This is a genomic window from Mesorhizobium sp. B2-7-2, assembly GCF_006440775.1.
In the GTDB taxonomy this organism is placed as follows: domain Bacteria; phylum Pseudomonadota; class Alphaproteobacteria; order Rhizobiales; family Rhizobiaceae; genus Mesorhizobium.
The window spans coordinates 19,479-42,826 of sequence record NZ_VFTZ01000036.1 but is presented as its reverse complement, the minus strand read 5'-3'; the positions used below and the strand labels follow the sequence as shown (position 1 = coordinate 42,826).

At 64.5% G+C, this 23,348-nt stretch carries 19 protein-coding genes and 2 tRNA genes; 13 read left to right on the top strand and 8 right to left on the bottom strand.

Annotated features, from left to right (window positions below; translation table 11 throughout):
* Positions 1 to 323: 323 nt before the first annotated feature.
* The gene (gene putA / locus FJ425_RS29530) at positions 324 to 3,932 is read right to left on the bottom strand and encodes a bifunctional proline dehydrogenase/L-glutamate gamma-semialdehyde dehydrogenase PutA (protein WP_140727699.1); all 3,609 of its coding nucleotides are present in this window, start codon (positions 3,930 to 3,932) and stop codon (positions 324 to 326) included.
* A 165-nt stretch (positions 3,933 to 4,097) separates the two neighbouring features.
* Between putA and FJ425_RS29525 the strand changes: the two genes are divergently transcribed.
* Positions 4,098 to 4,550: an Lrp/AsnC ligand binding domain-containing protein gene (locus tag FJ425_RS29525; RefSeq protein WP_040981793.1), complete on the top strand. Its 453-nt coding sequence runs from the start codon at positions 4,098 to 4,100 to the stop codon at positions 4,548 to 4,550.
* A 352-nt stretch (positions 4,551 to 4,902) separates the two neighbouring features.
* On the opposite strand, the gene FJ425_RS29520 is transcribed toward FJ425_RS29525, so the two are convergent.
* The 3 genes from FJ425_RS29520 to FJ425_RS29510 are packed head-to-tail and all read right to left on the bottom strand — an operon-like array spanning position 4,903 to position 6,764.
* Complete coding sequence (locus FJ425_RS29520; RefSeq protein WP_181176104.1) at positions 4,903 to 5,085, bottom strand: hypothetical protein; 183 nt, start codon at positions 5,083 to 5,085, stop codon at positions 4,903 to 4,905.
* A gap of 19 nt (positions 5,086 to 5,104) precedes the next feature.
* Positions 5,105 to 6,313, bottom strand: a complete 1,209-nt coding sequence (locus FJ425_RS29515) for a cytochrome c peroxidase (protein WP_140727697.1) — start codon at positions 6,311 to 6,313, stop codon at positions 5,105 to 5,107.
* Positions 6,314 to 6,320: 7 nt separating this feature from the next.
* The gene (locus tag FJ425_RS29510; protein ID WP_140627165.1) at positions 6,321 to 6,764 is read right to left on the bottom strand and encodes a FixH family protein; all 444 of its coding nucleotides are present in this window, start codon (positions 6,762 to 6,764) and stop codon (positions 6,321 to 6,323) included.
* A gap of 158 nt (positions 6,765 to 6,922) precedes the next feature.
* On the opposite strand from FJ425_RS29510, the gene FJ425_RS29505 reads away from it, so the two are divergent.
* On the top strand, positions 6,923 to 7,840 hold the full coding sequence (locus FJ425_RS29505) for a sugar kinase (RefSeq protein WP_140627163.1): 918 nt from the start codon (positions 6,923 to 6,925) through the stop codon (positions 7,838 to 7,840).
* A gap of 45 nt (positions 7,841 to 7,885) precedes the next feature.
* Here FJ425_RS29505 and FJ425_RS29500 read toward each other — a convergent pair whose 3' ends face one another.
* From FJ425_RS29500 to FJ425_RS29490, 3 genes are all read right to left on the bottom strand, one after another.
* Positions 7,886 to 8,911: an aldose epimerase family protein gene (locus FJ425_RS29500; protein WP_140627161.1), complete on the bottom strand. Its 1,026-nt coding sequence runs from the start codon at positions 8,909 to 8,911 to the stop codon at positions 7,886 to 7,888.
* 184 nt (positions 8,912 to 9,095) lie between these two features.
* A complete protein-coding gene (locus FJ425_RS29495) occupies positions 9,096 to 10,553 on the bottom strand; it encodes an NAD-dependent succinate-semialdehyde dehydrogenase (protein WP_140627160.1) in 1,458 nt (485 codons plus the stop codon).
* A 443-nt stretch (positions 10,554 to 10,996) separates the two neighbouring features.
* Positions 10,997 to 11,947: an AEC family transporter gene (locus FJ425_RS29490; RefSeq protein WP_140727695.1), complete on the bottom strand. Its 951-nt coding sequence runs from the start codon at positions 11,945 to 11,947 to the stop codon at positions 10,997 to 10,999.
* 174 nt (positions 11,948 to 12,121) lie between these two features.
* Between FJ425_RS29490 and FJ425_RS29485 the strand changes: the two genes are divergently transcribed.
* From FJ425_RS29485 to FJ425_RS29445, 9 genes are all read left to right on the top strand, one after another.
* A complete protein-coding gene (locus tag FJ425_RS29485) occupies positions 12,122 to 12,670 on the top strand; it encodes a histidine phosphatase family protein (RefSeq protein ID WP_140627156.1) in 549 nt (182 codons plus the stop codon).
* Between the two features lie 210 nt (positions 12,671 to 12,880).
* Positions 12,881 to 12,951, top strand: a tRNA-Tyr gene (locus FJ425_RS29480).
* A gap of 5 nt (positions 12,952 to 12,956) precedes the next feature.
* Positions 12,957 to 13,024, top strand: a tRNA-Lys gene (locus tag FJ425_RS29475).
* 337 nt (positions 13,025 to 13,361) lie between these two features.
* Entirely contained in the window at positions 13,362 to 14,504 is a 1,143-nt protein-coding gene (locus tag FJ425_RS29470; protein WP_140627154.1) for a slipin family protein, read from the top strand.
* Between the two features lie 229 nt (positions 14,505 to 14,733).
* The gene (locus tag FJ425_RS29465) at positions 14,734 to 15,015 is read left to right on the top strand and encodes an acyl carrier protein (protein ID WP_027167184.1); all 282 of its coding nucleotides are present in this window, start codon (positions 14,734 to 14,736) and stop codon (positions 15,013 to 15,015) included.
* A 55-nt stretch (positions 15,016 to 15,070) separates the two neighbouring features.
* Positions 15,071 to 16,258 carry a beta-ketoacyl-ACP synthase gene (locus tag FJ425_RS29460; RefSeq protein ID WP_140627153.1) on the top strand — a complete coding sequence of 396 codons (1,188 nt, stop codon included), beginning with the start codon at positions 15,071 to 15,073 and terminating at the stop codon, positions 16,256 to 16,258.
* A 77-nt stretch (positions 16,259 to 16,335) separates the two neighbouring features.
* A complete protein-coding gene (locus FJ425_RS29455) occupies positions 16,336 to 17,607 on the top strand; it encodes a beta-ketoacyl-ACP synthase (protein ID WP_140627151.1) in 1,272 nt (423 codons plus the stop codon).
* A gap of 116 nt (positions 17,608 to 17,723) precedes the next feature.
* Complete coding sequence (locus FJ425_RS29450) at positions 17,724 to 18,752, top strand: zinc-binding dehydrogenase (protein ID WP_140627150.1); 1,029 nt, start codon at positions 17,724 to 17,726, stop codon at positions 18,750 to 18,752.
* 6 nt (positions 18,753 to 18,758) lie between these two features.
* The gene (locus FJ425_RS29445; RefSeq protein ID WP_140627148.1) at positions 18,759 to 19,751 is read left to right on the top strand and encodes a lipid A biosynthesis lauroyl acyltransferase; all 993 of its coding nucleotides are present in this window, start codon (positions 18,759 to 18,761) and stop codon (positions 19,749 to 19,751) included.
* A gap of 1 nt (position 19,752) precedes the next feature.
* On the opposite strand, the gene FJ425_RS29440 is transcribed toward FJ425_RS29445, so the two are convergent.
* Positions 19,753 to 20,184, bottom strand: a complete 432-nt coding sequence (locus tag FJ425_RS29440) for a L,D-transpeptidase (RefSeq protein WP_140627146.1) — start codon at positions 20,182 to 20,184, stop codon at positions 19,753 to 19,755.
* A 261-nt stretch (positions 20,185 to 20,445) separates the two neighbouring features.
* Between FJ425_RS29440 and FJ425_RS29435 the strand changes: the two genes are divergently transcribed.
* Both FJ425_RS29435 and FJ425_RS29430 read left to right on the top strand, forming a co-directional pair.
* Positions 20,446 to 21,723: an acetylornithine deacetylase/succinyl-diaminopimelate desuccinylase family protein gene (locus FJ425_RS29435; RefSeq protein ID WP_140727693.1), complete on the top strand. Its 1,278-nt coding sequence runs from the start codon at positions 20,446 to 20,448 to the stop codon at positions 21,721 to 21,723.
* A gap of 115 nt (positions 21,724 to 21,838) precedes the next feature.
* Positions 21,839 to 23,320 carry an ABC transporter substrate-binding protein gene (locus FJ425_RS29430; protein WP_140727692.1) on the top strand — a complete coding sequence of 494 codons (1,482 nt, stop codon included), beginning with the start codon at positions 21,839 to 21,841 and terminating at the stop codon, positions 23,318 to 23,320.
* The last annotated feature ends 28 nt before the right edge of the window (positions 23,321 to 23,348 follow it).

Here is a 23,348-nt window from a genome sequence, read left to right as displayed (position 1 = left end):
CCCCGGCGTTTGCGCTGATTTCACGGAAATGAACGGAAAATCTTGCACCAAGACAAACGGCAACCTTTCAAAATCCCCGTGCAGCGCCAGCTAGTTCCTCGACACAGGGATCCTCAAACTTGCCGGCGGGTCAGTGAAATCAGCGCAAACGCTGGGGATTGGCTGAAGCCTCCTCAACCTCGTCATCCACGGGCGAAGCAGCCGCGAAGCGGCGTCGCGGAGACCCGTGGATGACGATCGCGATGAGCGTTCCGGCCAATCGCCAAGGCATGTAACTGCCTACGCAGACATAGCCGACTGGCCAAAATCGCCGTGCTTGGGAACTATGTTGCCGCCAGCAGGCTGGCGTTACCACCCGCCGCCGTGGTGTCGACGCAGACTGCGCGCTCATGCGAGTAGGCGGCCGGGTTCAGCACTTCGCTGACCAGCGGCACGATCGGCCCGGAGCGCTCGGCAATCACCTTGCGCACGATCCGCGCCGCCTCCGGCGTGCCGGAGAAGGCGACAACATCGACCCGCAGCGAGCGCGCCTCGACCGGATCGGGCCGGCCGTCGATCGCCGCCAGCGGCAGACCCTTGCCGGTCAGCGCCGATAGCGCCGCCGGAGCGCCCGGCGCCACCGCAAGCACCGCATTGCCGGCCGCGAGCGCCTGGATCGCCTGGGAAAGCAGCGTCTCGGTATCCGGGCCTAGACACAGCACCCGGCCGCGCGGCGCCAGCGACAGCGTGTTGGCCTCGCCGGTCGGCCCCGGCAGGTCTACCTGGCCGAAATCGAGGCTTGCCGCAGCGGCGATCGCCGCCGCGCCCTTGCCGCGCAGATGCTTCCTCAGGATCGCCACGCGGTCCGGTCGCGTCGACCAGCCGCCGAGCGTCGGATCCGGCAGATTGTCGGCAAGCTCGGTCGCGGTCACCTTGTGACCCTCGCCAAGCTCGGTGCCGGCCTCCGGCCCCTTGCGGAAGCGGCGCAGGTAATGCGGTCCGCCGGCCTTGGGGCCGGTGCCCGAAAGCCCCTCGCCGCCGAAGGGCTGCGAACCGACGACGGCGCCGATCTGGTTGCGGTTCACATAGATGTTGCCGGCATGGATGCCATCGACGAAATGCTGGACGCGGCCTTCGATGCGCGTGTGCAGGCCGAAGGTCAGCCCATAGCCCTTGCGGTTGATGGCGGCGATCACCTGGTCGATCTCGTCGGCGTCGAAGGTCGCGACATGCAGCACCGGGCCGAACACCTCGCGCTCCATTTCCTCTATGCCTTTGACGCGGAAGACATGCGGCGCGACGAAGCGGCCGGTTGCCGGCGCTTCCAATTTCGCGATCAGCCTGCCTTCCAGCCCCTTCTTCTTGCAATAGTCGCTGATCGACGCTTGCGCCTCATCATCGATGACGGGGCCGACGTCGGTCGAAATCGCCCAAGGATTGCCGACAGTAAGCGCTTCCATCGCGCCCTTCAGCATTTCCAGCATCTTCTTCTCGACGTCCTTCTGGACGTAGAGCACGCGCAGCGCCGAGCAGCGCTGGCCGGCGCTCTGGAAGGCGGAGGCGAGGATATCGCGCACCGCCTGTTCCGGCAGCGCGGTGGAATCGACGATCATCGCATTCAGGCCGCCGGTCTCGGCGATCAGCATCGCATCGGGCGCCGCGGTCTCGGCCAGTTGCTTCTCGATCAGCTTGGCGACCTCGGTCGAGCCGGTGAAGCAGACGCCGGCAATGCGCGGGTCGGCCGTCAGCGGCGCACCGACCGAGGCGCCATCGCCCGGCAAAAGCTGAATGACATCCTCAGGCACGCCGGCCTCGCGCAGCATTTCCACGGCGCGGAAGGCGATCAGCGGCGTCTGCTCTGCCGGCTTGGCGATGACCGAATTGCCGGTGACCAAAGCTGCCGCGATCTGGCCGGTGAAAATCGCCAGCGGAAAATTCCACGGCGAGATGCAGACGATCGCGCCGCGCGCTTGCGTGCCCGCTTCGGCATTGGCCGCCTCGGCGGCGTAGTAGCGAAGGAAGTCGACCGCCTCGCGCACTTCGGCGACGCCGTCGGCCAGCGACTTGCCGGCCTCGCGGGTGGCGAGAGCGAAGAACTCGACCGCATTGGCCTCGTAGAGGTCGGCGGCGCGGTTGAGGATGGCGGCACGCTCGGCAACCGGGCGCTTTGCCCAGGCGGGTTGCGCGTCGACGGCGATGCGCACGGCGGTCGCCACCTGCTTGGCCGCCGCCTCATGCACCGTACCGACGATCTCGTCGGGCTTGGCCGGATTGACGATCTGGCGCGGCTGACCGTAGCCGGCGGCGCGCGTGACCGGCTTGGCATGCCAGCGATCCGTTCCGGCGAACGCCGCCCTCGCCTTGTCGACTGCCGCGAGCGTCACCGGATCGGTGATGTCGAAGCCCCTGGAATTGCGGCGTCCGGCGCCGAAGATCGCGGCGGGACGAGCGATCGCCGGATTGGCGGCCGGCCCCTGCGTCTCGATAACCGCGAGCGGATCGCGCGCGATCTCCTCGGGCTCGACCTCCTCGTCGGTCAACTGGTGCACGAAGGAGGAGTTGGCGCCGTTCTCCAGCAGACGGCGCACCAGATAGGCGAGCAGATCCGAATGCGCGCCGACAGGCGCATAGATGCGACAGCGCGTGCCCTCGGCCTGCCGCACCGTCTCATGCAGCGCCTCGCCCATGCCGTGCAGGCGCTGGAACTCGAAGCTGTCGCGGTCCTTCGCCATCGACAGGATCGCGGCAACCGTGTGCGCGTTATGCGTGGCGAATTGCGGATAGATGCGGTCGGTCATCGACAGCAGCTTTTTCGCGCAGGCCAGATACGAAACGTCGGTGTTGGCCTTGCGGGTGAACACGGGATAGCCGGACAGGCCGAGCGTCTGCGCCCGCTTGATCTCGGTGTCCCAATAGGCGCCTTTCACCAGCCGCACCATAATTTTGCGATCGTATTTCCTGGCGAGCGCATAGAGCCAATCGATGGCGAAGGCCGCGCGCGGGCCGTAGGCCTGGATGACGACACCGAAACCGTCCCAGCCGGCAAGCTCCGGCTCGGCCAGCACGCGCTCGATGACGTCGAGCGACAGGTCGAGCCGGTCGGCCTCCTCGGCGTCGATGTTGAGGCCCATGCGCGAATGCCGGGCGGCAAGCGCCAAGGACAGCAGCCGCTCGGACATCACCGGCAGCATGGTCTCGCGCTGCGCCACCTCATAGCGCGGATGCAGCGCCGAGAGCTTGACTGAAATGCCGTGATTGTAACGAATGTCGGGACCGTTCGACCCGGCATCGAGGGAGGAGATCGCATCCGCATAGGCGCGGTGGTAGCGCAGCGCGTCGGCTTCGGTGCGGGCCGCTTCGCCCAGCATGTCGAAGGAATAGAGATAACCCTTCTGCGTCATCGGCCGCCCGCGCTTGACGGCCTCGGCGATGGTGCGGCCAAGCACGAACTGCTCGCCCATCTCGCGCATCGCCGCGGCGACCGCCTTGCGGATCACGGGCTCGCCCAGCCTGCGCACCATGGCGCGCAGCGTGCCCTCGATGCCGCCCTCGCCTTCGTCGAGCACGCGGCCCGTCAGCATCAGCGCCCAGGTCGAGGCGTTGACGAAGATGGAACTCGAGCCGCCCGAATGCGCCGACCAGTCATGCGGCGCGATTTTGTCGGCGATGAGATCGTCCATCGTCTCGGCATCGGGCACGCGCAGCAGCGCTTCGGCCAGGCACATCAGCGCCACGCCTTCCTTGGTCGACAGGCCGTAGGCCGAGAGGAAGACCTCCATCAGCCTGGGATCGGTCGAGCCGCGCACCGCGCGCACCAGATCGGCCGCGCGCGCCGAGATCGCCTTGCGCTCCTGCGCCGAAAGCCCGGCCGCCGCCGACAGGCGCTTCACCGCCTCGTCTTCGTCGGGCAAATAATTGGCGCGGATCTGCTGGCGGATGGCGTCGAGCGGCATGGCGGGTCCATGAAAAGCGAGCGTGAGCGAACGGTCTGGCGGTCGCCGGACCGAATGGCGCAAGCTAGCACAGCTGCGGATTCCAGTCGGTCCAAAGAAATCGACATGGTAGACTGATCGATCTATCATATAGGGACTAGTCCCATCATTTCGACTGCAATTTTGATGACCGAAGACCAATTGGACCGCATCGACCGCAACATCCTGTCCGCGCTCGGGCGCGACGGCAGGCTTTCAATGTCCGAACTGGCTTTGAAAGTCGGCTTGTCGAAGACGCCGGTGCAAGCGCGCGTGAAGCGGCTGGAGAAGGACGGGTACATACGCGGCTACCGCGCGGTCATCGACCGCGAGCGCATGGGCGAAGGCCATGTCGCCTTCGTCCAGGTGAAGCTATCGGACACGCGCTCGGCGGCGCTCGATGCCTTCAATCGCGCTGTTCAGGGCGTGCCGGAGATCGAGCAATGCCACATGATGGCATCGAGCTTCGATTATCTGCTGAAGGTCCGCACCACCGACATCGCCGCCTATCGCCGGGTGCTCGGCGAGCGCATCTCCGCCCTGCCCCACGTCGCCCAGACGTCGACCTTCGTGGCGATGGAGACGGTGAAGGACAGATAGTTCCCGACACAGGGATTCTGAAAGGTTGCCGTTTGTCTTGGTGTGAGATTTTCCGTTTATGTCCGTGAAAGTCAGCGCAAACGCCGGGGATTGGCTGAAGCCGCCCCAACCTCGTCATTCTATGGCGGAGCAAGGAGCGAAGCGACGCGGCGCAGACCATAGAATCCATTCCGAGACTTGGAAGCGCCGCCACGGTGCAGAATTCTGCTCCGTTGCACGCCTTGGCGAAGGTAACGGCATGGATTCCAGGGTCTTCGTGACGGAGCTTCGCTCCTGCTCCGCCCTGGAATGACGATCGCGCTGGGCCAATCTCCAACGCGTGCCACCTGCCAACGCAAACAGAGCCGACCGGTCAAAATCCCTGTGCAGTGCCACTAGTGCGAGGCTTCCTCATCTGATCGATCTGCTTGCTGGTCTTTATCACTGCCTCGACCATCGCGAATTCCGCGTCCAACGCATTGAATTCAGCAACAAATTCCGGGTCCTTAAACCAGTCCTTGGCAGCATCTTCGACGGGAATTGTTTTTCGGTTCATGGGATCACCTTTTATCCCTTCACTCCGACAGCGTCTTCAGGAAAGCCACCAGCGCCGCGCGCTCGCGCTCGGAGAGATGGAGCGGGTGCACTTCGGAGACGCCTTCCACGCTGGGCGGCGCCTTCGAATAATGCGCGACCACCTCATCGAGCGTCGAGAACTGGCCGGCATGCATGTAGGGCGGGCGATCAGCCGCGCCCCTGAGCGAGGGCGTCTTGTAGGCGCGCGTGATTTGCGGACCGTCCTTGACCATGAAGCGCAGCTCGCGGCAGGCGCTTTCGTCGCCGTCGCGGAACTTGCCGAGGCAATTGAAAGGATCGGCCCCGACCTGCGCCACGGCATCGACGCGCCCGCGGTCAGGCGGCAGACCGTCGACCGGCGGCACGCCGGTGTTGTGGAAGGAGTTGTCGGTGAAGCGCGGGCCGTTGTGGCAGGTCACGCAATTGGCCTTGCCGATGAACAGCTTCAGCCCAAGGACTTCCTCGGGCGAGAAAGCGGCGTTGCCTTCCGGCTTGGCGCCGGTCGCCAGATCGATGGCGAAGCGATCGAAGCGCGTCTGCTGAGGCTCGATCGATCGCTCGAAGGCGGCGATCGCCTTGCCGATATTGGCGAAGACGCGGTTGACGTCGTCTTGCCGGCCGGTGGGCATGGCGTTCCACGCCGCCTTCTCGGCGTCGCTGCCGAGCGGGGTGGCATTGGCCGGCGCGCTGGAAAGGTCCGGCAGCGGTCCGAAGATCCGCTCATAGCGCTCGCCGAACCGCTTCTTGATGTAATGCGCGAAGGCGGCCCGGTTGCCGGCCTGCTCCAGCGGGTTTTCAAGCGGCGTCAGCGCCTGCGCCCACAGGCTGTCGCGCCTGCCGTCCCAGAAGAACCACGGATTGCGCGCCACACCCGCCAGCGGCATCGTGCGCCGGTTGGTGTGGCCGACGCCGACCGCCTGCGGAAGGTCGTCCTGGAACTGGCGGTCGATCTTGTGGCAGGTCGAGCAGGACACCGTGCCGTCGCGGCTCATGCCGGCATCGAAGAACAGCGTCGAGCCGAGCGCGGCAGCCGCCGGCACATCCGCATATTGGTTGGTGGTGTCGACTTTGAGCGAGGGCAACGTGTTCAGCGCCAGCGACGCGATGGTCTTCTTCTCGGCGTCGCCGAATTGCGGCTTGCCGCATCCGCCCAACAGGGCAAAAGCGGCTAAAGCCAGCAGGCTTGCGATGCTGGCAATACGCCTCATGGCCCGCTCACAACACGATGTTGAAGACGACGGTATCGGATCCGGCGGCCGCCGAAATACCGAAGTGCAGCTGCCACCAGCCGCTCATGGTGAACTTCACGCCGTCGATGCGATAGCGCCCCTGGCCGAGATAATCGGTCGCCTGCGGACTGGTCGGCAGGCCGTGGTCGTGCCGCGGCATCCCGCCGGAGACGGTGATGGCCGCTCCTTCCACCGGCGCGCCGGCGGCGGTCTTCAGCGTCAGCAGCCAGGACTGCAGCTCGCCCTGCCGGACGACGCCGCGCTCCGGCTCGAAGCTCGCGACGAACAAGCCGTTCGCCGTCTTTTTCGAGCGCGACAGGTCCGGTCCGGGCGCCGATTGCGGCAACGTCAGATAGATGGCGGCCACGATGCCTACCAGCAGCGCGGCCAAACCGAGACCCGCAAGAATGTAACGCCATGTCGATGCCAAGCCCGTTCCTCTTCGGCTGCTAACGTCGCGGGCCGCTTGTCGCGTCCCGCCCTGCCTGTGGGAAATCGCTTCTGGCGCAAAAATCGCCGCTAGCCAAGCATGGCGCTGCCGGCCGCAAAAAGCTACAGCAACAAGATGTTAGGAAGGGATAAGCCCGCATGGCCAATGGTATCGCATCGATCGGCGAATGCATGCTGGAACTGTCGGGCCAGGCTGGCCCGAACTGGCGCATGGGTTTTGCCGGCGATACCTTCAACACGCTCTGGGCATTGCACGCCTTGAGCCCGGATCGGCCCGCGACCTATGTGACGGCCTTCGGCGACGATCCCTTCTCGCGCGACCAGATCGCCTTCTTTGCCGAGAATGGCATAGGCGTGGGCAACAGCCCGGTCATTGCCGGCGCGCGCCCCGGCCTTTACGCCATAACGCTTACCGGAGCCGAGCGCGCCTTCACCTACTGGCGAAGCGACGCGGCCGCGCGCCAGCTCGCCTCGGATCCGGCAGCACTGGCAAAAAGCCTTGAAAACCAGGCGCTTGTCTATTTTTCCGGAATCACCCTGGCAATTCTGGACGCGGCGGCGCGGAAAACCCTCCTCTCGGCCGTGGCGGCTGCCCGCAAGGCCGGCTCGCTCGTTGCCTTCGACCCGAACTACCGGCCGCGTCTGTGGCCGAGCCGCGCGGCGGCTCAAGCCGCGATCCTGGAAGCGCTTGCGGTGACCGACATCGCGCTGCCGACTTTTCCGGACGAGCAGATGTTGTTCGGCGATGAGACCCCCGAAGTCACAGCCAAGCGCCTGGGCAAGCTGACCGGCGAGGTCGTAGTCAAGAATGGCGAGCAGCCGGCCCTGATTGCGCTGAACGGCGCTTCGCAAACTGTCGACGCGGTGCATGTGGCTGTCCCCGTCGACACCACCGGCGCCGGCGATTCCTTCAACGGCGGCTATCTCGCCGCCCGGCTTGCCGGCCACGCACCTGCCGACGCGGTGCGCCGCGCCCACAAAGTCGCCGCCGCGGTGGTGCAGGTTCGCGGCGCGCTGGCGCCATCTGAGACCTTGCGGATGGCCTTCGACAGTTAAGCGCTATCGAAGCTTGGGCAGGAATCACTTCAAAATCGGCAAACTTTAGGGCAAGCGGAACCGATATTCCGTCACCTGATGATAGATTTGCCCCGGCCACAGCGTCGCCTGCGGGAAATAAGGCCGGTTCGGCGCGTCCGGCCATGTCTGCGCTTCGAGGCAGAGGCCTGAAAACGCCTTGTAGCGGCGGCCGTCGAGACCCGGCGACGTCGGAGCGACGAACTGGCCGCTATAGAGCTGCAGTCCCGGTTCGGTGGTCCAGACTTCCATCTCGACACCGGAATTGGCGCCTTGCACCCAGGCAGCCTGGTGCAGCGGCCCACGGCTGGAGGCCAGGCAGTAATTCAGGTCGTAGCGAAGCTGCTCGCCTTCCATTTCCATGCGCAGCGGCCGCGCCTGCCGGAAATCGTAGGGCGTGCCGTCGACCGGCTTCACCACACCGGTCGGGATCATCTCGTCATCGACCGGCGTGTAGGCGCCGGCGTTGAGCATCAGCCGGTGATCGAGGATGTCGCCCGCGCCGCCATCGTCGAGATTGAAATAGGAATGCTGCGCGAGATTGCAGAGCGTCGGCTCCTCGCAGGTCGCGGTCAGCTCCATGCTGAGCGTGCCTGGGATCTTCAGCCGATAGGTGCAGGTGACGTCGAGGGCGCCGGGAAAGCCCATCGCGCCGTCCGGATCGTGCAGCGTCAGCGTCACGAAATCGCGGCCATGCAGCGAGACGGTCCATGGCCGGCGGAAAAAGCCTTCCGAGCCGCCATGCAGCGTGTGCTTGCCGAGAAAATTCTGCTCGGTCTGGAAGCGGTTGCCGGCGATGGTGAAGCGGCCGCCGCCGATGCGATTGGCGAAGCGGCCGACGACGGCGCCAAAGAAGGCGCGGTCGGTCTGGTAGGGCTCGAATCGGTCGTAGCCCAGCACCAGCGGCGCGTCATGGCCGCTCAGCCTGAGGTCCTGGATGATGGCGCCGAGCCCGATGATGTTGGCCGTGATGCCGCCGCCGCGAATGGTGAAGCGGCGCACGGCCTCGCCCGCCTGCGTCGTGCCGAAGACCTCGCCGTCTTTCATCGCCATGCCCGAAATGTCGTTTCCGATCCGTGGATTTAGGCCGGCTGCGCATCATCCGGCAAGGGCAGGCTAAAGCAATTCCAGGAAAAGTGCGCAGCGGTTTTGCGCCAAAACAAGGCGAAAGAGCAGTCCACCGTTTTTCTGAAACGGTGGACTGCTCTGGGCGCCTGCCCTGTTCCGGGGATCGATATCAGAGCCCGAGGCCGCCGAAGCAGGCATATTTGGTGTCGAGATAGTCCTCGATGCCCTGATGCCCGCCTTCTCGGCCGAGACCGGATTCCTTGACGCCGCCGAACGGCGCCTCGGGCGTGGTGATCAGGCCTTCATTGACGCCGACCATGCCGTATTTCAGGCCTTCCATGACGCGGAAGGCGCGGCCGAGATCGCCGGTGTAGAAATAGGCGGCAAGGCCGAACTCGGTGTCGTTGGCCAGCGCGACCGCCTCTTCCTCGGTCTCGAACTTGAACACGGGCGCGATCGGCCCAAAAATCTCTTCCTTCATGAAGCGCATGTTCGGCGTGGCGCCAGAAATCACCGTCGGCTGGAAGAACGAGCCGCCGAGCGCATGGCGCTTGCCGCCGGCGACGACCTTGCCGCCCTTCGACGTCGCGTCGGCAATGAATTCCTCGACCTTCTCGACCGCCTTCTCGTCGATCAGCGGCCCCTGCTGCACGCCTTCCTCGAGGCCCGAGCCGACCTTGAGGTTGTTGCTGGCGGCAGCCAGCTTCTCGACGAACTTGTCGTAGATGCCGGCCTGCACCAGGAAGCGGTTGGTGCACACGCAAGTCTGGCCGGAATTGCGGTACTTGGCCGTGATGGCGCCGGCGACGGCACGATCGACATCGGCGTCGTCGAAGACCAGGAACGGTGCGTTGCCGCCGAGTTCCATCGACACTTTCTTGACCGTCGCGGCCGACTTCTGGATCAGGATCTTGCCGACCTCGGTCGAGCCGGTGAAGGTGATCTTCTTGACCAGCGGGTTGGCACAGATCTCGTCGCCGATCTCGCCGGCCGAACCGGTGATGACATTGACGACGCCTTTCGGGAAACCGACTTCCTCGACGAGCGCGCCCCAGGCGAGGCCCGAATAAGGCGTCTGCGAGGCGGGCTTGACCACCGCGGTGCAGCCGGCGGCCAAAGCCGGGCCGATCTTGCGGGCAAGCATCGAGGACGGAAAATTCCACGGCGTGATGGCTGCAATGACGCCCACCGGCTCCTTGGTTACCAGGATACGGCGGTCGCCCCATGGCGACGGCACGATGTCGCCATAGACGCGGCGGCCTTCCTCGGCGAACCACAGGATGTAGCTGGCGGCCGAGCCGATCTCGCCCTTGGATTCGCTAAGCGACTTGCCCTGCTCGATGGTCAAGAGCTCGGCCAGCACATCCTGATTGTCCATCATCGCGTCATGCAGCTTGCGCAGCAGCTTCGAGCGCTCGAGCGCGGTGGTCTTGCGCCAGCTCTTGAAGGCTTCCTCGGCGGCCTCGATGGCCCGGCGGGTCTCGGCCTTGCCGGCCTTAGGCACGGTGCCAATCTTGAGGCCGGTCGCCGGATTGTTGACGTCGATGGTCTGGCCGCTGTCGGCCTGCACCCATTCACCATCGATGAGGTTGGCCTGGCGCATGAAATGGCTGGTTTTCTGAAGCATGGTCTGGCCTCCGTTCGGCGCGCTGATCGGCCGTTTTCTGGATATCCGTTGGAGCGTGCTTCAAGAGCCGCACGCCGGCGCATTGCTCTTACCTAGGGAAAGGCGGGCAAGCAATCACAAGATGGCATATAGGGGTTGGGCCAGCAAAAGCGAACGCCTCAATTGCTGGCAGGGATGTCGAGATTCAGGTCAGGCCGAGCCGAAAATAGCGATTTCCGAGAACCGGCCTACGCCGTCCGTAGCCTTCATGGGGCGAAGACACTTATGAGGGCTTCGGCCGGCGAAGGCCGGAGCGGAGCGTACCTAAAGTACGTGAGCACCGGCCTATGCCGGCCATAGCCTTGATTTAGCTGCCACGCCACTCATGAGGCTTCGGCCGGCGAAGGCCGGAAGAGCTGGAAATCGGTGTTTGCAGGCCGGCCTCACCTGAATAACGACATCCCTTATCCGAAGACGTGGATCACCACCGTCAGCCAGAACGAGGTGGTCACCACCGCGCTGGCGGTGGCAAGCGTCATCTGGTTCGAGGCCAGCGCCTGGCCGGTGTTGAACTGGACTGCGATCAGATAGGAATTGATGCCCGAAGGGAGTGCCGCAACCACCACCGCGACCTTGGCCGTCAGCGGCGGCAGGCCGAGCAGCCAGACGAAGACCAGAACGAGCGCCGGCATCACGAACAGTTTCAGCACCGACAGCGCCAGCGCCGGCCTGATATTGCCGGAGATGCCGAAACGGCGCAGGCTGAGCCCCATGGCGAACAGCGCCACCGGACCGGCCGTATCGGCGAGCGTATTGACCAACCTTTCGACGAGATCCGGCAGCGGCGCGCCGGTGAGGCGCCATGCGAGCCCCACCAGGATGCCGATGATCAGCGGATTGAGGAACAGGCGCCTGAGGAAGTTTTTGACGACGCGCAGCGGATGCACCGTCTCGCCGCTGCCGCGCCCGAACATCTCGAACAGCACTATCGAGGCCATCATCATGATCGGCAGGTGGACCGAGACCAGCAGCGACAGCACCTCGAAGCCGCTGGCGCCGAATATGCCGAGGACGAAGGGCGCGCCGAGCAGCACGACATTTGAATAGGCCGAGGACACGCCGCCGACGATGCCCGCGCGTGCATCTCGCTTGAAAACGCGCGTCATCATCAGATGGCCCGTGGCCCAGGTGATTGCCGCGGCCGCAAAATAGGCGCCCCACAGCGACCAGGGCGTTACGCCATGGAAATCCGATTTGACCATGGTCCGGAAGAGCAGCAGCGGCATCGCCACGCTAATGGCGAATTCGGAAATGCCCTCCCCGCTCGCCGGCTTCAGATAGCCGGTGAGCCCGGCCAGATAGCCGAGCGCCACAAGGCTGAAGACGAAGAGAACGGTTTCAGTGAGCGGAGTCATTTCTTGGGCGAAGACATTTTTCCCGTGATAGGCGAGCCCTGACTGCAGTGCAATCGCTTCAAACGGAACGGCGCTCCATTTGCTCTGCTGCCTCGCTGCTTGTCTTTCAGCCTGCTTTGCGGTCCCTATATGCCAATCACGACCTTGCCTTTGCGGGCTGCCATAGGACTTCCGATGCTGCGACTTGCCCTGGCGCTCTTCCTGCTTGCCGTTCCCACCCTGGCCCACGCGACCGACGCGGGGTGGGCGCTGCTGCGCGACGGCGGCCGCGTCGTGCTGCTTCGCCACGCCTTCGTCACCGGAGCTGCCGACCCGGCCAATTTCGACATCGGCAATTGCGCCACGCAGCTCAACCTGTCGGAGCGCGGCAAGCAGCAGGCAAGCCGCATCGGCGCGCTGTTCGCGGCGCGCTCGGCGCCGATCGATCACGTGCTCTCCAGCCGCTACTGCCGCTGCCTCGATACTGCCCGCATCGCTTTCGAATCCGAGCCGCAGCCCTTCGCGCCGCTCGATCTGCTCAAAACCGACCCGGCCGAAAAGGCTGCTCAGAAGGCCGCGATCATCAAGGAGATCCGCGGCTATTCCGGCTCCGACAATCTGGTCCTGGTCACGCATGTGGAAAACATCGAGGCGCTCACCGGCGTCGCGCCGCGCGAGGGCGAGGCCGTGGTGGTGGCGCCGGACGGTGATGGTCTCAAGGTGCTGGGACGGGTCACCTTCTAAGGCGTCGCCGGCTAGTGTTGCCGAAATACAACTCCTGGAAGAAGCCGCAAATCCGCCGCGACAATGCCGCTTGCGACAACCCGTCGCAGGGTCTATAGGCGCGCTCCCGGTCACGAAAACCGAAGCGAGCACAACGGTTGGAGCTTTCGTCTCCGCCCGTGCAGGCGGCTTTGCCGCCCTGTATACGGCGCCGTTTCGGGGATTGGGATCGCGGATGTAGCTCAACTGGGAGAGCGCCGGACATAATCCGGAGGTTGTGGGTTCGAGTCCCGTCATCTGCATCACGGATAGCTCAGCTGGAAGAGCATCAGACTTTTAATCTGACTGTCGAAGGTTCGAATCCTTCTCCATTGGCCTGATACGCCATCCGAAAACGGTCCGGGGACCGGAATGCGGGGACTTCACGGACGGCAAGGCTTCGGCCTCGCCGGGCGGCGATGTCCTGCGCCATCGGCTCGCGGCCAGGCCCGCGGTGACGATCAAGGCGCGGCGCGGCCGGCAAAGGAAGCTTCGGTTTCCGGTGCCCGCTTCGCCGCCCCGCGATCCGCTCCCGAAGGCCCGCCACGCGCCGATGCCACCGGTCCCCGGATCATTCGTGCCCGGGAGACGACGACGTGAAACGAGAAACGAAAGGACGATCGACGCATGACGTGACGCCTCGCATGGGGCCATGCCCGACAGGAGTAAGACAATGAAGACCATTCTCGAAAAGCTTCTTGGACGCCAGCGCGTCCTCGTGAAGGAAAATGAACGTGCCGTCGCCCTCTACAAGGGTGAGATCCAGGCGATCCTGATGCCGGGCGAGCATTGGCTCGCCAACCGGCGCGCCAACCTGGAAATCTCCCGGCACGACCTGAAGAACCCGGAATTCGTTTCGGCTTACGAGAAGGCGTTGTTCGACAAGCTCCCGGATGTGGCCGCGCGTCACCTCACCGTCGTCCGCACCGGGCGTACCGACGTCGCCGTCGTCGAGCGCGACGGCGCCTTGCATGCCGTGCTCAACCCGGATCGCAAGCTCGTGCTGTGGACGGAAGCCGGCCCGTGGAAGGTCACGTCCGTCGACACGGCGGCCGATCTCGCCGTCGATCCGGCCTTGATGCGCCGGATCGGCCAGGCCCGGAAGACGGAACATGTGTTCCTCTATCCGGTCGTTGACGGCCAGGTCGGGTTGCTGTTCGTGGATGGCGTCTACACCCGCACGCTTGCCGCGGGTGTGCACGCCTTCTGGAATGTCGGGCGCATGGTCCAGGTGAAGGTCGTCGACGTCAAGCGCCAGTCGCTCGATGTCGCCGGGCAGGAAGTGCTGACCAAGGATCGCGTGACGATCCGCGTCAACATCGCCGCCGAATACCGGGTCGTCGATCCGGTGACGGCGGTGAGCACGGTGAAGGACTTCTCCGAAGCCCTCTACCGCGCCCTGCAGTATGCCTTCCGCAAGACGCTTGGCGCGCTCACGCTCGACCAGATCCTCGACAAGAAGGTCACGGTCGACGACGACGCGGCTGCCAAGGTGCGCGACGACATGGCCGCGATCGGCGTCGAGGTCAGCGATATCGCTCTCAAGGATGTGATCCTGCCGGGCGACATGCGCGAGATCCTCAACCAGGTGGTTTCGGCCGAGAAGCAGGCCGAGGCCAACGTCATCCGCCGCCGCGAGGAGACGAACGCCACCCGTTCGCTGCTCAACACGGCCAAGGTGATGGCCGAGAACCCGGTGATGCTGCGACTGAAGGAGCTCGAGGCTCTCGAGGCCATCGCCGGCAAGGTCGAGCGGCTCACCGTCCACAACGGGACGGGCGGGTTGCTCAACGACCTGGTCAAGCTCCGCGACTGATGCATGTCGCCCAAACTGGTTCCGGCTTTGGGAAGACGGCATGCGAAACAAGGCTGACGCGACGTCAAATGGGAAGGGCCGCCGGGCAGGCCGGCGGCCCTTCTTGCGTTCCCAAAGCCGACATCCCATCTGCCCCGGCGCGTCAGGCCTTTTCCTGCCGGGAAAAACCGATTAGACAGCGCCCAAACAAGATGCGGACAGATTCCGCCCGCAACCGAAGGAAGAGCCCTTGTCCACCACGTTCGAGAAAGTCGCCAAGATCATTGCCGACACCAGCGAGATCGATATCGACACCATCACGCCCGAGAGCCACACGATCGACGATCTCGGCATCGACAGCCTCGATTTCCTCGACATCGTCTTTGCCATCGACAAGGAATTCGGCATCAAGGTGCCGCTCGAGAAGTGGACGCAGGAGGTCAATGACGGCAAGGCCTCGACCGACGACTACTTCGTCATGAAGAACCTGTGCGCCAAGATCGACGCGCTGGTCGCGGCCAAGGCCGCCTGAGCCGGCGCGGGCGCGGTCTTGACGCGCCCCGCCAGCTGACCCACAACAGCCGCCCATGAGCTCTCACGACGTCGTCATCACCGGCATCGGCCTTGTCTCTTCGCTTGGAGAGGGCCCTGATGCGCATTGGCAGAAGCTCACCCGACCGGGCCTTGAGCCGGTGCTCGAGGCAGAGCGCTTTGCGCCCTACACCATCCATCCCTTGCCGGAGATCGACTGGAACCTGCAGATCGCCAAGCGCGGCGACCAGCGTCAGATGGAAACCTGGCAGCGTCTCGGCACCTACACCGCCGGCCTGGCGCTCGACGATGCCGGCATCAAGGGCAATGACGAGCTTTGCGCCACCATGGACATGGTGGTGGCGGCCGGCGGCGGCGAGCGCGACGAAGCCGTCGATGCCGCGATCCTGGCTGCCTCCGAGAGCCGCAACGACCGCGACGTGCTGCTCAACGAGAAGCTGACCACGGAACTGCGGCCGACTTTGTTCCTGGCCCAGCTCTCTAACCTGCTCGCCGGCAACATCTCGATCGTCCACAAGGTCACCGGTTCGTCGCGCACCTTCATGGGCGAGGAAGGCGCCGGCGTCTCGGCCGTCGAGACGGCGGCGGCGCGCATCCGCTCGGGACAGTCGACCCATGTTCTGGTCGGCGGCGCATTCCAGACCGAGCATTCCGACATGCTGCTCGGCTACGAGCTTGCCGGCTACCTGCATCGCGGCCCATGGAAGCCGGTCTGGCAACGCCAGGGCGCCGAAGGCGGCGGCGTGGTGACGGGCTCCGGCGGCGCCTTCCTGGTGCTCGAGCAGCGCGAGCACGCAAAAAACCGCGGCCGCAAGATCTACGCCGAGCTTGGCCCCGTCGTCTCCGGCCGCGCCAGGCGCCGGCAAGGCGAGTTGAATTCTGAGATTGCTGCGCTGCTGAAGCAGGCCGCCCTTCCCGACGGCGATCTGCTCACGATTTCCGCAGCCTCCGGCGCCCACGCCGCGACGGCGGCCGAAAAGGCCGTTCTCGATGCCAACCCGGCTTTGGCCGTGCGCGCCTTCTCGACGCTGACCGGCCATATGAAGGAGGCTCAATTCCCCTTTGCGGTTGCGCTCGCGGCAATGGCTGTCGACCGCGGGGCCGGTTATCCTGCCTTCGATGCCACGGTGGAGCGCCCATTCGAAGGCGCCCCCAATTCCGTCCTTGCAACCGCAATCGGCTATCACCAATTCGAGGGCCTGGGGCTGGTTAAAGCCGCTTAGATCGGTTTTTCGCAATTCCGGGCGGAAAACCGCTACACACTTTTCCTGGAATTGCTCGATAACGAGGCAGACAAAGAATGGCCAATCTTCGCGACCACATGGGCAGGCCGATCGTCGCCGTTACCGGTATCGGCGTGGTGACCTCGCTCGGCGTCGGCAAGGCCGACAACTGGGCGGCGCTGACCTCAGGCAGATCCGGCATCCATCCGATTACCCGCTTTCCGGTCGACCACCTCAACACCCGCATTTCCGGCATGGTCGACTTCCTGCCGTCGAGCTCGAAGGGCGCCAGCCACCTCACCTACGAACTGGCCGAGACGGCGGCCCAGGAGGCCGTCTCGGAAGCTGGTTTGGAGTCCGGCGATTTCGGCGGCCCGCTGTTCCTGGCCTCGCCGCCGGTCGAGCTCGACTGGATCGACCGCTTCTCGCTCTATAATTCCGACAAGCAGGACGCCGGTGCAGAAAGGTTGCTGCGCGTGGCGCGCGGGCTGAAGGAGCTGGATGTCTTCGAGACCACGCAGTTCGGCTCGATCGCCGATCGCCTGGCCGACCGCTTCGGCACGCGTGGCCTGCCGATCACGCTGTCGACCGCCTGCGCCTCGGGCGCCACCGCCATCCAGCTCGGGGTCGAGGCGATCCGGCGCGGCGAGTGCGACAAGGCGCTGTCGATCGGCGCCGACGGCTCGGCCACCGCCGAAGCGCTGATCCGCTTTTCGCTGCTCTCGGCCCTTTCCACCCACAATGATATTCCCGAAAAGGCCTCGAAGCCCTTCTCCAAGGACCGCGACGGCTTCGTGCTGGCCGAAGGCTCCGGCGCGCTGGTGCTGGAATCGTTGGAAGGCGCCCTTGCGCGCGGCGCGGCGATCCTCGGCATCATGCGCGGCTGCGGCGAGAAGGCCGACGATTTTCACCGCACTCGCTCCAAGCCCGACGGCTCGCCGGCAATCGCGGCGGTGCGCGCCGCTCTTGCCGATGCGGGCCTTGGCGAAGACGAGATCGACTACGTCAATGCGCACGGCACCTCGACGCCCGAGAACGACAAGATGGAGCACCTGTCGCTGTCCACCGTCTTCGGCGAGCGCATCGGCTCGATGCCGATCTCGTCGAACAAGTCGATGATCGGCCACACCCTGTCGGCCGCCGGCGCGGTGGAGGCCGCCTTCTCGCTGATGACCATGCGCGAAAGCGTCATCCCGCCGACGATCAATTACGACAATCCCGATCCGGCCATCGTGCTCGACGTCGTGCCGAACAAGAAGCGCAACGCCGAAGTGGGCACGGTTTTGTCGAATTCCTTCGGCTTCGGCGGCCAGAACACCTGCCTTGTCATGGCGCGGGAACCGGTCTAAGCGGATTTTTTCCGCCAATGCATGTCGTGCAAAAGTAAAATCGGTTTTTGCGACGACATGCATAAAACAAAGAACTAAAGCGCAAACGCGCTTTTGATCAGAACCCGACAGGCCACATGCGCGCATTGCAACTTATCGAGGACCGCCGCCTTGAAACGGTGGACCTGGCGCCTCCCCCGCCGCCTTCGCTGGGCGAAGTGACGCTCCGCATCAAGGCGGTGGCGCTCAACCATATCGACGTCTGGGGCTGGCGCGGCATGGCGTTTGCCAAGCGCAAGCTGCCGCTGGTCGTCGGCGCCGAAGCCGCCGGCGAGGTCGAGGCGGTTGGACCGGGCGTCTCCAACCTCCTGCCGGGACAATTGGTGTCGATCTACGGCGCGCGTACCTGCGGGCTCTGCCGCGCCTGCCGCGAAGGCCGCGACAATCTGTGCGAGCATGTTTCCGGCGTCCATGGCTTCCATCTCGACGGCTTTGCCCAGGAAAAGATCAACCTGCCGGCGCGTCTTCTGGTGCCCGCGCCTCCCGGCGTCACCGAGATCGGCGCGGCGGTCGCGCCCGTCACCTTCGGCACGGTCGAGCACATGCTGTTCGACAACGCGAAGCTGGAACCGGGCGAAACCGTCCTCGTCCATGCCGGCGGCTCCGGCATCGGCTCCGCTGCCATCCAGCTCGCCAAGAAGATGGGTTGCACGGTCATCACCACGGTCGGATCGAACGACAAGATCGACAAGGCCAGGGCGCTTGGCGCCGACCATGTCATCAACTACCGCGAGGATCGTTTCGAAGGCGTTGTGCGCAAGCTGACCAGGAAGAAGGGTGTCGACGTGGTGTTCGAGCATGTCGGTGCCGACACCTTCGCCGGTTCCATGCTGTGCTTGAAGCGCGGCGGCCGTCTCGTCACCTGCGGCTCGACCTCGGGCGTGTCGACGCAGGTCAACCTGATGCAGCTGTTCCAGCAGCAGCTGAAGCTGCTCGGCTCCTTCGGCTGCCGCATGGAGAACATGGCCAACGCCATGCAGAAGATGGCGGCCGGCCTCGTTGCCCCGGTCATCGACACGGAAGTCGGCTTCGACGACATCGACGCCGCGCTGAAGCGCATGGAAGGCCGCGACGTCTTCGGCAAGATCATCCTGCGCGTTTCCTAAGACAGGATGGTCGGCAAGGTGTTCAGGAAAGCCCGCCGGGACTTCATGTTCCGCTATGGCCGGCGGCTGCGCCAGCTGGAGCATTGGCTGGTCGCCAAGCTCGCCATCGTGTTGCTCTCGCTGCTGCGCCTTCTGCCGCCGGACAGCGCGCTCAACTTCGCCGACCGCGTCGCCCGCCGCATCGGCCCGATGGTCGGGCGCCACCGCGTTGCGGTCAACAATCTGCGCCTTGCCTATCCGCAAAAGAGTGACGCCGAGATCGAAGCCATTGCGCGCGACATGTGGGGCAACATGGCCCGCCTCGCGGCCGAATACATCTTCCTCGACGCGCTGTTCGACTTCGATCCGAACGCTTCGAAGCCGGGCCGGGTCGAGGTAGGCGGCGTCGAGCATTTCCACGAGATCGCCAGCGAGACGAAGCCGCATATCCTGTTCACCGGCCATCTCGGCAATTTCGAGTTGCTGCCGGTGGCCGCGGCCACCTTCGGCATGAACATCACGGCGCTGTTTCGCCCGCCGAACAACCCCTATCTCGCCGATTACATCCACTCGACGCGCCGCTCCTCGATGGGCGCCCTGCTGCCCTCCGCCGCCGGCGCGTCCTTCGCCCTTGCCGCCATCCTCGAAAAGGGCGGCAATATCGGCGTGCTTGTCGATCAGAAATTCTCTGGCGGCGTGGAGACGACTTTCTTCGGCCGCCCATGCCAGAGCAATCCGATGCTCGGCATGCTGGCCCGCCACTACGACTGCGATGTCTACCCCGCCCGCTGCGTCAGGCTGCCGGGCAACCGCTTCCGCCTGGAAATCGAGGACAGGCTGACCTTGCCGCGCACCGAAGGCGGTAGCGTCGACGTCAGCGCCACCACCCAGCTGCTCACCGATGTGGTCGAGCGCTGGGTGCGTGAGGATCCCGGCCAGTGGATGTGGTTCCACAAGCGCTGGGAAATCAGCGGCCGTCGCCGCAAGCGCGGACAGGCGAAGGCGGCAGCCGGCCTTTAGGTCAGTTGGTGACGACGATCCGTGTGTTGCCGAAACCGACTTCCTTGACCATCGAATAGAAGGTCGCGGCGTTGGACGGATGCAGGCGCACGCAGCCATGCGACGCCGGGCGCCCGAGATTTCTTACCGACCCGGTGCCGTGAATGGCGTAGCCGCCGTGGAAGAACACCGAATACGGCATCGGCGAGTTGTCATACTTGCGCGAATACCACATCCGGGCGGTCCATTGCGGCCGGTAGCTGCCGCGCGGCGTGAAGTAGCCCTTGCGCGCCGTCGACACGCTCCAGCGATAGACGACCTGGCCGTATTTGCTGACGGTCATGGTCTGCGAGGAGACGTCGATATTGGCGACTAGCGTGGCCGCCCGACTTGCGATGGACATGCCGAACAACGCAGTTGCCAGCACGGTTGCCGTGAGAACGAACTTTTTCATGCGATCAAACCCCTTTGATTGCCCCCTGCCATTCGCGCGGTTCTTCCATCTTTTTGCCGGCAGATGCGTTAAGTACCACACACTCCTTGACGAAACCGCCTATCCAATCCAATGAATTTGAACGATTTTCGCGGTATAGTTGCCGCCGCGCCACGCACCCTCTGAAGTTTAGGCGAGGCGTTGGTCCATGCTTCGGTCGTTGTGTGGCAATGGGCGACTGGTCGCTTGCAAAAGCGCCGCGTTCCTTCTTCAATCTGCCGGATGAATGAGCGACTTCTCAAGGCGGTCGAGGACCGGACCGACGACCTCGTTGCGCTGACCGCGGACCTGATCCGCTTTCCGACCGTAAACCCGCCGGGCGAAGCCTATCGGCCATGCGCCGAGTTTCTCGGCGCGCGTCTCAGGAAACTCGGCTTCGAAACCGAGTTTATTCGTGCCGAGGGCACGCCCGGCGACAACGACCGCTATCCGCGCGTCAACGTCGTTGCCCGTTTCGAGGGCCGCTCACCCGGTCCCTGTGTGCATTTCAACTCGCATATAGACGTGGTTGAGGCCGGCGACGGCTGGACCGTCGATCCCTTCGCCGGCGTAGTGAAGGACGGCAAGGTCTATGGGCGCGGTGCCTGCGACATGAAGGGCGGCCTGGCTGCCTCCGTCATCGCCGTCGAAGCCTTCGTGGAAGTCTATCCCGATTTCCCCGGCGCCATCGAGATATCGGGCACGGCGGACGAGGAATCGGGCGGCTTCGGCGGCGTCGCCCATCTGGCGAGGCTCGGCTATTTCTCGAAGCCGAAAGTCGACCACGTCATCATCCCCGAGCCGCTGAACAAGGATCGCATCTGCCTTGGCCATCGCGGCGTGTGGTGGGCCGAGATCGAGACCAAGGGCGAGATCGCGCATGGCTCGATGCCGTTCCTCGGCGACAATGCGGTGCGCCACATGGGCGCCGTCCTGCAGGCCTTCGAGGACGAGCTGTTCCCGGCCCTCGACCGCAAGATGACGCGCATGCCGGTGGTGCCGGAAGGCGCCAGGCGCTCGACCATGAACATCAATTCCATTCATGGCGGCCAGACCGAGGATTTCCGGCCGGGGCTTCCCTCGCCCAACGTGCCCGATTGGTGCCGGCTCACCATCGACCGGCGTTTTCTGCTCGAAGAGGACATCGCCGCCGTCAAAGGCGAAGTCACCGGCATCCTCGAACGGCTGAAACGCGAGCGCAAGAAATTCGACTACGAGATCCGCGACCTGATGGAGGTGCTGCCGCTGATGACCGAGCGCGACGCGCCGGTGGTGCAGGCTGTCGCGAAGGGCATCATGGCGGTGTTCGACCGCGAACCGGATTATGTGATCTCGCCGGGCACATACGACCAGAAGCATGTCGCGCGCATTGGCCACCTCTATGACTGCATCGCTTATGGCCCGGGCATTCTCGACCTCGCCCACCGGCCGGACGAATGGGTCGGCATCGCCGACATGGTGGAATCGGCCAAGGTGATGGCTATCGGCCTCAATGTGCTCTTGCGCGGTACAACCGGCTGATCCGCAAAAACATTCCGCCTGGCGCCGCCTGGCAGCACGAAACGCAATTTACTCGCGCGCGAAATCACGCTTCTATCCGCCAGCCTGGGCACGTTTGAGCAATGGGAGTTCAGCGATGAAATTGTGGAAGACCATCCTGGCCGCGGCTGTGCTGTCGCTTGCCGCCGCCATGTCGGCCTTTGCCGCACGCACCGACCTCACGCTCGGCATCGTGCTTGAGCCGCCGCATCTCGATCCGACCGCCGGCGCGGCCGCTGCCATCGGCGAAGTCACCTATGCCAATGTCTTTGAAGGGCTGACGCGCATTGACGACAACGGCCAGGTTCAGCCCGGTCTCGCCGAGAGCTGGGCCGTCTCTGACGACGGCAAGGTCTACACGTTCAAGCTGCATTCCGGCGTGAAGTTCCACGATGGCTCGGCCTTCAGCGCCGACGACGTGAAATTCTCGCTGGACCGGGCGCGTGCCAAGGATTCGCTCAATCCGCAAAAGCAACTCTTTGCGCACATCACCGATGTCACGGCGGTCGATCCGGCGACGGTCAAGGTCAGTCTCGACGGACCGCAGGGCAGTTTCCTCTATGACATGGGCCAGGTTGCGGCGGTGATCGTGGCGAAGGGGTCGGCCGACGGCAACAAGGACAAGCCGATCGGCACCGGTCCGTTCAAGCTCGATCATTGGGCCAAGGGTTCCGAGATCACGCTGGTCAAGAATCCGGAGTACTGGGGTACGCCCGCCGCGCTCGACAAGGCGACATTCCGTATCGTGCCCGACGCGGCCGCGGCTGTCCCCGCATTGCTTTCGGGCGACATCCAGGCTTTCGCCAACATGCCCGCACAAGACGCGCTCGAGCAACTCCAGTCCGATCCGCGCTTCAGCGTCGTGATCGGCTCGACCGAGGGCGAGACGATCCTGTCGATCAACAACAAGAAGCCGCCCTTCGACAAGCTTGCGGTGCGGCAGGCGCTCGCCTCCGCAATCGATCGCAGCTCCATCATCGCCGCGGCCTCGAACGGTCTAGGAAAGCCGATCGGCTCTCATTTCTCGCCAGCCGATGCGGGCTATGTCGATCTCACCGGCGTCTATCCGCACGACATCGCCAAGGCCAAGGAGTATCTGAAGCAAGCGGGGCTGGAGAACGGCTTCTCGGCCACGATCAAGCTGCCGCCCGTACCTTACGCGCGCGACGGCGGCCAGGTGATTCAGTCCCAACTGAAGGACATCGGGGTCAATCTGCAGATCATCCCGGTCGAATGGGCGGAGTGGCTGAGCCAGGTCTTCACCAACAAGGACTACGACCTGACGATTGTTTCCCATGTCGAGCCAAATGACATCGATATCTATTCGCGGCCCGGCTACTATTTCCAGTATGACAACCCGAAGTTCAACGATGTCATCAAGGAGCTCGGCACCACGGTCGACAAGGACAAGAGGCTGGAGCTGCTGGGCGAGGCGCAGAGGATTCTCGCGCACGACGTGCCCGCCGTCTACCTGTTCGAGCTGCCCAAGATTGGCGTCTGGGACGCCAAGCTGCAGGGCATGTGGACGAACTGGCCGATCGAGGCTGACGATCTGACCAAGGTGAAGTGGACGGATTGAGGCCGGCGCGATCGCCCGATCGCCTCCC